Here is a 6,635-nt window from a genome sequence, read left to right on the forward strand (position 1 = left end):
TCCTGGATGGCGTGGATGTCGTCGATGCAGGCGTCGAGGACGGCGGCGAAGTCGCGGTGGGCGTCCTCGGTGGCACCGGGATCGGACACCGTGACGAAGTGCGCCTCGTAGCCGTAGCCGTACATCAGCTGCCGGAGCTGCTCCTCGGGCATCCTGGCCAGCACCGTGGGGTTGGCGATCTTGTACCCGTTGAGGTGCAGGATCGGCAGTACCGCGCCGTCCACCGCGGGATCCACGAAGCTGCTCGAGTGCCAGCTCGTGGCCAGCGGTCCCGTCTCGGCTTCGCCGTCGCCCACCACGGCGGCGGCGATGAGGGAGGGGTTGTCGAAGACGGCGCCGTAGGCGTGGGCGAGCGTGTAGCCGAGTTCCCCGCCCTCGTGGATGGACCCCGGGGATTCCGGGGCGGCGTGGGACGGGATGCCGCCGGGGTAGCTGAACTGCTTGAACAGGGCGTTCAGCCCCGCCCCGTCCTTGCCGATGGAGGAATATATCTCGGAGTAGGTCCCCTCCAGCCAGGCGTTGGCCACGTTGGCGGGCCCGCCGTGGCCCGGCCCGGTGACGAACAGCATCTCCTGCCTCCGCTCGGAGATGACCCGGTTGAGATGGGTGTAGACGAAGTTCAGCCCCGGTGTGGTGCCCCAGTGGCCCAGCAGTCGCGCCTTCACGTCCTCGCCCGCGAGCGGACGCGTGAGCAGGGCGTTGTCCCGCAGGTAGATCTGGCCGACCGAGACGTAGTTGGCGGCGCGCCACCACGCGTCCAGTGCCGGGATATCAAGACTTGCCATGTGTGCCTCCTGGATGGTGCAACGGGACGGTGCGGATCTCAGAGTTCGACGACGACGTCGGACGGCGTCTTGTCGGGTCGCCAGCCCCGCCACACGGGGTGCCGCAGGCGGCCGGTCCCGGTGTGCTCGCTGTACTGGACTTCGCCGACGAGGGCGGGCCGCACCCAGTGCGCATCGGATGCGTCGGCGCCGGGCACGTCGTCGAGCGGGGCGGTCTTCCGTGCCAGCTTCCTGAGCCTGGACCCCACCTCGGCGAGGTCGCGCTCGGTGAGCCCGGACCCCACGCGGCCCACGTAGCGGAGGTCGACGCCGTCGGGGACGGCGACCAGCAGGGAACCGATCTTCGCCGCCCGGTTGCCCTTCCCGGGCCGCCAGCCCACCACCACGACCTCCTGCGTGTGGAGGTGCTTGATCTTCACCCACGACGCCGACCGCGTCCCGGGCTGGTAGTCGCTCGTGAGGCGCTTGGCCATGATGCCCTCGAGGCCCAGCTGGCGGCTCGCCTCGACGGCTTCCGCGAGCGTCGCGTCGAGGGCCGGCGGAACCTGGACGTGGCCGTCCTCCGCCTCCTCGACCGCCTTCTCGAGCAGCTCCCGCCGCTGGCAGTAGTCCAGCCCGGTGAGGTCGTTGCCCTCGAGCTCCAGGAGGTCGAAGAGCATGAATCGCACGGGGGTCTTCCGGCGCGCGTCGTCGATCTCCGCCCGATGGGTCAGCTTCATGCGGGTCTGCAGGAGGCCGAAGTCGGGGCGGCCCTTCGCGTTCAGGGCCACGATCTCGCCGTCGAGCACGGCGCTGTCCGCACTCAGGTACTCACCGAGGTCCCCGAGTTCCGGGTAGGTCGCGGTGGTGTCGATCCCGTTCCGGCTGGCCAGGGTGACGGCGCCGTCCTTCACCAGCGCGATGCAGCGGACGCCGTCCCACTTCATCTCGTAGGCCCAGTCGTCGGGGTCGGGGATGGCCTGCTCCGAGCCGAGGGTGGCGAGCATGGGACGGACGGACCCGGGACCCGGAGCCCGGACAGGAGCGGGAGGGTCGATGCCCTGCACCTCGACGGGCGGGGTGTCGCCGCAGTCCGCCGGGACCGGTGGCGACGCGCCGGGGTCGTGCGGGGAGTCCTGCCGGGCCTCGGCCGGCTGGTCCTTCATGAGGTGGATCAGCCAGTTGCTCCTGCCGTTCGGCCCGCCGCCGGTGTTGATGAGCGCGTAGCGGCGGATAGCGGTCCCGCCGCGGGCCAGTCCGCCGTCGGGCCTGCCGTGGAGTGTGCAGATGACCTCCTTGCCCTCACGCCACTTCTCGAGCTCGTAGGTGCCCGCATCCCAGATGGAGACCTCTCCCGCGCCGTATTCCCCCTTTGGAATAGTTCCGTGGAAGGAGCCGTAGTCGAGGGGATGGTCCTCGGTCTGCACGGCCAGGTGGTTCCTGCTGGGCGTCAGGGGCGGTCCTTTCGGGAGAGCCCAGGAGACGAGCACGCCCTCATGCTCCAGCCGGAAGTCGTAGTGCAGGCGGCGGGCATGGTGCTCCTGGATCACGAAGCTGTTGCCACCCGCCGGGCCCACGGCCTCGGGTACGGGCTCCGGTGTCTTCGATGCGTCGCGCATCGCCCGGTAGGTGGAGAGCCGGTCCGTCGGTGCGCTTCCCCTCTCTCCTGCGCCGGTCGCGGGTGGGGTCGCGGCGGCGAGGATGTCGCCGAGGGATCCGATCCGCTGCAGGACGGCGCGGTAGTCGAGGTGCCCGAGGTCGACGTCGTCGAGTTCCTCCCAGGTGCGCGGCGCGGCGACGGTCGGCTCGAAGCGGCCGCGCAGCGAGTACGGGCTGACCGTCGTCTTGTTGGCGTGGTTCTGGCTCCAGTCCACGAGCACCCTGCCCGTCCGCAGCGCCTTCTTCATGTCGCTGACCGCGAGGTCGGGATGGTCGGCCTCGAGGGCCCGGGCGAGTTCGTGGGCGACGGCGGACACCTGCTCGGAGGTCAGCCGGCCGTCGAGGGCGCAGTACAGGTGGATGCCCTTCGATCCGCTCGTGACGGGGAACGGTTCCAGCCCCATGCCCTGCAGGATCGGCCGGGCCAGCCGGGCGATCTCGGCGCACTCCGCGAGTCCCACGCCGTCGCCCGGGTCGAGGTCCAGCACGAGGCGGTCGGGATTCCCCCTGGCGCCGTCGGCGTCGAAGCGCCACTGCGGCACGTGGAGCTCCAGGGCGGCGATCTGCCCCAGCCAGGTGAGCGTCGCGAGGTCGTCGACCAGGGGGTAGACGTTCGTGTGGTCCTTGTGCTGGATCGCGTTGCGCGGCACCCAGGCCGGCGCGTTGTCGTCGATGTTCTTCTGGAAGAACACCTCGCCGGGCTCCTCCGGCGTCCCCACGCCGTGCACCCACCGCTTCCGCGTCAGCGGCCGGTGGCTCGCATGGCGGATCAGGTGGGGTGCCACGGCTGCGTAGTAGGCCAGGACGTCGGCCTTGGTGGTCCCCGTCGCGGGGTAGAGCACCTTGTCCAGGCTGGACAGCCGGAGCGTGCGCCCCTCCACCGTGACGGTCTGCTGCCGTGCTGAGCGAGGGGGGGCCATTCCCCCAGTCTTGACCGGATGCCGGTGGTGGTCCAGTACCGATTCGGTCGGAACACCCGGCCGGAGGCGGCAGGGATTGTGTCCTAGTCGGCGAACTGCTCGCGGTAACGCTCGACGTAGACATCCCACAGCGCCGGGTCCTGCCCGAGGTTGCGCTTGTTCAGGAAGTCGTCGAGTCCGGCGATGGTGAGGTGCCACCCTGCCGCCATGGTCGCGGAGTGCCGCGGGCTCCCCGGTGTCAGGAACAGCACGAGCCGGGTCCCGTTGTCGCCCGTCCGGGCCAGTTCCCAGCGCAGACTGTCCTTCTCCCAGGTGTAGGCGAGTACCGACGGCCGCGCCGCCTCGAGCACCTCTCCGCGCAGAGGCTTCTGGTCGGCGTAGCGGAAGAGGATCTCCGCATCCGGGTGCGGCTCGAACTCCATCTCGCAGGGGAACCAGTACTTCAGCTTGTCGGCCTCCGTCAGGTGCTTCCACAGCACGGTCGGCGGGAACGCGAACTGGAACTCCAGGCGCAGCACCGTACCGCCGTCGTCGCTGGTCGTCTTGCTGACAATGGGCTCTACGGTCTCGGAAGTCACCTCCCAAGTCTAGGGCCGGCCCGCCCGCCTCCTCTGGCCCACTAAGCCTGCTTGGTGTTCACTTGACCCATGAGAGCCATCTGGAAGGGCGCGGTCGCGTTCGGGCTGGTCAACGTGCCGGTGAAGGTCTACAGCGCCACCGAGGACCACGACATCTCCCTGCACCAGGTGCACGACGAGGACGGCGGCCGCATCCGCTACCAGCGGCGCTGCGAGATCTGCGGCGAGGTCGTGGATTTCAAGCACATCGACAAGGCGTACGACGACGGCGAGCACACCGTGGTCCTCACGGACGAGGACCTCTCGTCACTGCCGGTGGAGCGGAGCCGGGAGATCGACGTGGTGGAGTTCGTGCCGAGCGACCAGATCGATCCGATCATGTTCGACCGCGCCTACTACCTCGAACCCGACAGCACCTCGACCAAGGCCTACGTCCTGCTGCGGCGCACGCTCGAGGAGACGGACCGGACCGCGATCGTGCAGTTCTCCCTCCGCCAGAAGAGCCGCCTCGCCGCGCTGCGCGTCCGGGGTGACGTCCTCATGCTGCAGACGCTCCTGTGGGACGACGAGGTCCGGGAGGCCTCCTTCCCCGCACTCGAGGAGAAGGTCCGCATCTCCGCCAAGGAGAAGCAGATGTCCGCGGCCCTCGTGGACTCCTTCTCCACCGACTTCGACCCCGAGAACTTCACCGACGAGTACCAGGTCCAGCTGCGCACCCTGATCGACGCGAAGATCGAGAAGGGTGACACCATCAGCACCGACGAGACGTTCGGGGCCGACGGTGGCGAGGATGACGGCGACAACGTGCTGGACCTCATGGAGGCACTGCGCCGCAGCGTCGAGAAGAACCGCGAGAAGAAGGCCGGAGCCAAGAAGGCGGCCGGCACCTCCAAGCAGAAGGGCGCGTGATGGGTTTCTTCACCGACAGCCTGGGCCGGCAGACCATCGCCCAGAAGCCGAACGCTCCGATCCTGGGCTGGGCACTGCTCGGCGCCGCCTCCTTCGCGGCGCTCGAGGAGAAGAACCGCGGGCGCCTGCGCCTGGCGAGCACCCTCTGCCTGGCGGTCTGGGCGGTCCTCGAGGTCGTCTCCGGGCGGAGCGGCTTCCGGCGGAGCGCGGGCGCGCTGACGCTCTCCTGGCTCTCACGGAAGGCCTGACGCCTCCGGGTCCTGCCGCTGCCCGGCCCCGGAGCCCCCGCATTCGGAGGAAGCATGGAACACGCACTGGAGCTGAGCGATCTGACCAAGGCGTACGGGTCGCGGCGGGCACTGGACGCCGTATCGCTCCTGGTGCCACCGGAGAGCGTGGTGGGCGTGATCGGCCCGAACGGCGCCGGGAAGACCACCACCATGCGCCTGATCCTCGGCCTGATCAAGCCGACCGCAGGGTCGGTGACCACCCTCGGTGCGGACCCCTGGCGGGCGGGCCCGCGCCTCCGGGAGCGCATCGGGGTACCTGCCCGGGGAACTCAGGCTCGACGGCAGGACCACCGGCACGGAGATGCTCGACCACCTCGGACGCATCTCCGGTCCCGTGGACCACGCGTACAGGTCCGAGCTCGTCGAACGCCTCGGCCTCGATCCGTCGCGCCGCATCGGGACGCTGTCGAAGGGCAACAAGCAGAAACTCGGCCTGGTCCAGGCCCTCATGCACCGGCCGGACCTGCTCGTCCTCGACGAGCCCACCTCCGGCCTGGATCCCCTCGTGCAGCGGGAGTTCCTCGCCCTCGTCCGGGAGGCGAAGTCGACGGGCCAGGCCGTCTTCCTGTCCTCCCACGTCATCTCCGAGGTGCAGCAGTGCGCCGACCACGTCGCCGTGATCCGGGAGGGGCGCCTCGTCCGTTCGTCACGCGTGGCGGACCTGCGTGACGAGGCGCCCCGTACCGTGCGGCTCGAACTGGAGAGACCGCTGACGCCGGGGCAGGCGGCCGCGCTCCTCGCGGCCGGCCTCGAGGTGGCCGATCCCGGGGTCGACCGGGCGTCCGCCGGGGTCCCTGGAAACGTCGTGGAAGGGCGGTTGTCCGGGTCGCCCGTCGCGCTGATCGACGTCCTCCCGGCCCTCGGGCTCATCGACGTCGTGATCGAGGAACCGGACCTCGAGCAGGCGGTCCTCGGCCTGTACGGCCGGACCCCGACCGTCCCGGCAGGAGCGGCCGGGGACCGTCATGTCCGCTAGCACCCTGCCCCTCGTCCGGCACACCCTCCGACGCTCCCGCCTCGGGATGGCCGGCTGGTCGGCCGGCCTCGTCGCGGCGAGCCTGCTCTACCTGCCGATCTATCCGTCGATGGGTGCCTCCGGCCAACTCGACTCCGTCGTCTCGTCCCTGCCCCCGGAACTCGTGTCCACCCTGGGCTTCGACTCGATCTCCACGGGTGCGGGATACACGCAGGCGACGCTGCTGGGCCTGATCGGCTTCGTCCTCCTGACGATCGCCGCTGTCGGCTGGGGTGCAGCGGCGATCGGTGGCGAGGAGGAGAGCGGAGCCCTCGAACTCACCCTGGCGCACGGGGTCACACGCCTGCAGGTGGCGCTCGAGGCCGTCCTCTCCCTCGCGCTGCGGATCGCCGTCGTGTGCGCGGTGCTGCTCGCGGCCGTGCTCGCCCTGAACGCCCCGTCCGAGCTCGGCCTCGCCGTCGGCAAGGCCGTCGCGGGTGTCCTCGCCCTGTACCTGCTGAGCCTGCTCAGCGGATCGGCGGCCATCACGGCGGGCGCGG

Annotated in this window: 6 protein-coding genes and 2 pseudogenes; 5 read left to right on the plus strand and 3 right to left on the minus strand. The window is 70.2% G+C overall.

The window, feature by feature from the left end:
• The 3 genes and pseudogenes from CVO76_RS09470 to CVO76_RS09480 all read right to left on the minus strand — a co-directional run.
• A pseudogene (locus tag CVO76_RS09470) lies at positions 1-785 on the minus strand (phosphoketolase); the annotation flags it as partial.
• Positions 786-823: 38 nt separating this feature from the next.
• On the minus strand, positions 824-3,343 hold the full coding sequence (locus CVO76_RS09475) for an ATP-dependent DNA ligase (RefSeq protein ID WP_208739073.1): 2,520 nt from the start codon (positions 3,341-3,343) through the stop codon (positions 824-826).
• 83 nt (positions 3,344-3,426) lie between these two features.
• Positions 3,427-3,921: an SRPBCC domain-containing protein gene (locus tag CVO76_RS09480; protein ID WP_208739074.1), complete on the minus strand. Its 495-nt coding sequence runs from the start codon at positions 3,919-3,921 to the stop codon at positions 3,427-3,429.
• Between the two features lie 69 nt (positions 3,922-3,990).
• On the opposite strand from CVO76_RS09480, the gene CVO76_RS09485 reads away from it, so the two are divergent.
• From CVO76_RS09485 to CVO76_RS09500, 5 genes and pseudogenes are all read left to right on the plus strand, one after another.
• The gene (locus CVO76_RS09485; RefSeq protein WP_208739075.1) at positions 3,991-4,830 is read left to right on the plus strand and encodes a Ku protein; all 840 of its coding nucleotides are present in this window, start codon (positions 3,991-3,993) and stop codon (positions 4,828-4,830) included.
• Positions 4,830-5,078: a hypothetical protein gene (locus tag CVO76_RS09490; protein WP_133080046.1), complete on the plus strand. Its 249-nt coding sequence runs from the start codon at positions 4,830-4,832 to the stop codon at positions 5,076-5,078. Before CVO76_RS09485 ends, CVO76_RS09490 begins: the two co-directional genes overlap by 1 nt.
• 54 nt (positions 5,079-5,132) lie before the next feature.
• A pseudogene (locus CVO76_RS17525) lies at positions 5,133-5,297 on the plus strand (ATP-binding cassette domain-containing protein); the annotation flags it as partial.
• Positions 5,298-5,325: 28 nt separating this feature from the next.
• Positions 5,326-6,096: an ABC transporter ATP-binding protein gene (locus tag CVO76_RS17350; RefSeq protein ID WP_279628571.1), complete on the plus strand. Its 771-nt coding sequence runs from the start codon at positions 5,326-5,328 to the stop codon at positions 6,094-6,096.
• Positions 6,086-6,635, plus strand: a 550-nt coding sequence (locus tag CVO76_RS09500) for an ABC transporter permease subunit (RefSeq protein ID WP_208739076.1), incomplete at its 3' end; no start/stop codon positions are given. The genes CVO76_RS17350 and CVO76_RS09500, both read left to right, overlap by 11 nt.

The sequence above is a fragment of the Arthrobacter agilis genome (genome assembly GCF_002953615.1).
Classification (GTDB): Bacteria; Actinomycetota; Actinomycetes; order Actinomycetales; family Micrococcaceae; genus Arthrobacter_D; species Arthrobacter_D agilis_B.

What these genes read in the sequence shown, in the direction of transcription:
- CVO76_RS09475 (WP_208739073.1), bottom strand. Translation starts at nt 3,343, where the DNA reads ATGGCCCCCCCTCGCTCAGCACGGCAGCAGACCGTCACGGTGGAGGGG.
- CVO76_RS09490 (WP_133080046.1), top strand. Translation starts at nt 4,830, where the DNA reads ATGGGTTTCTTCACCGACAGCCTGGGCCGGCAGACCATCGCCCAGAAG.
- CVO76_RS09485 (WP_208739075.1), top strand. Translation starts at nt 3,991, where the DNA reads ATGAGAGCCATCTGGAAGGGCGCGGTCGCGTTCGGGCTGGTCAACGTG.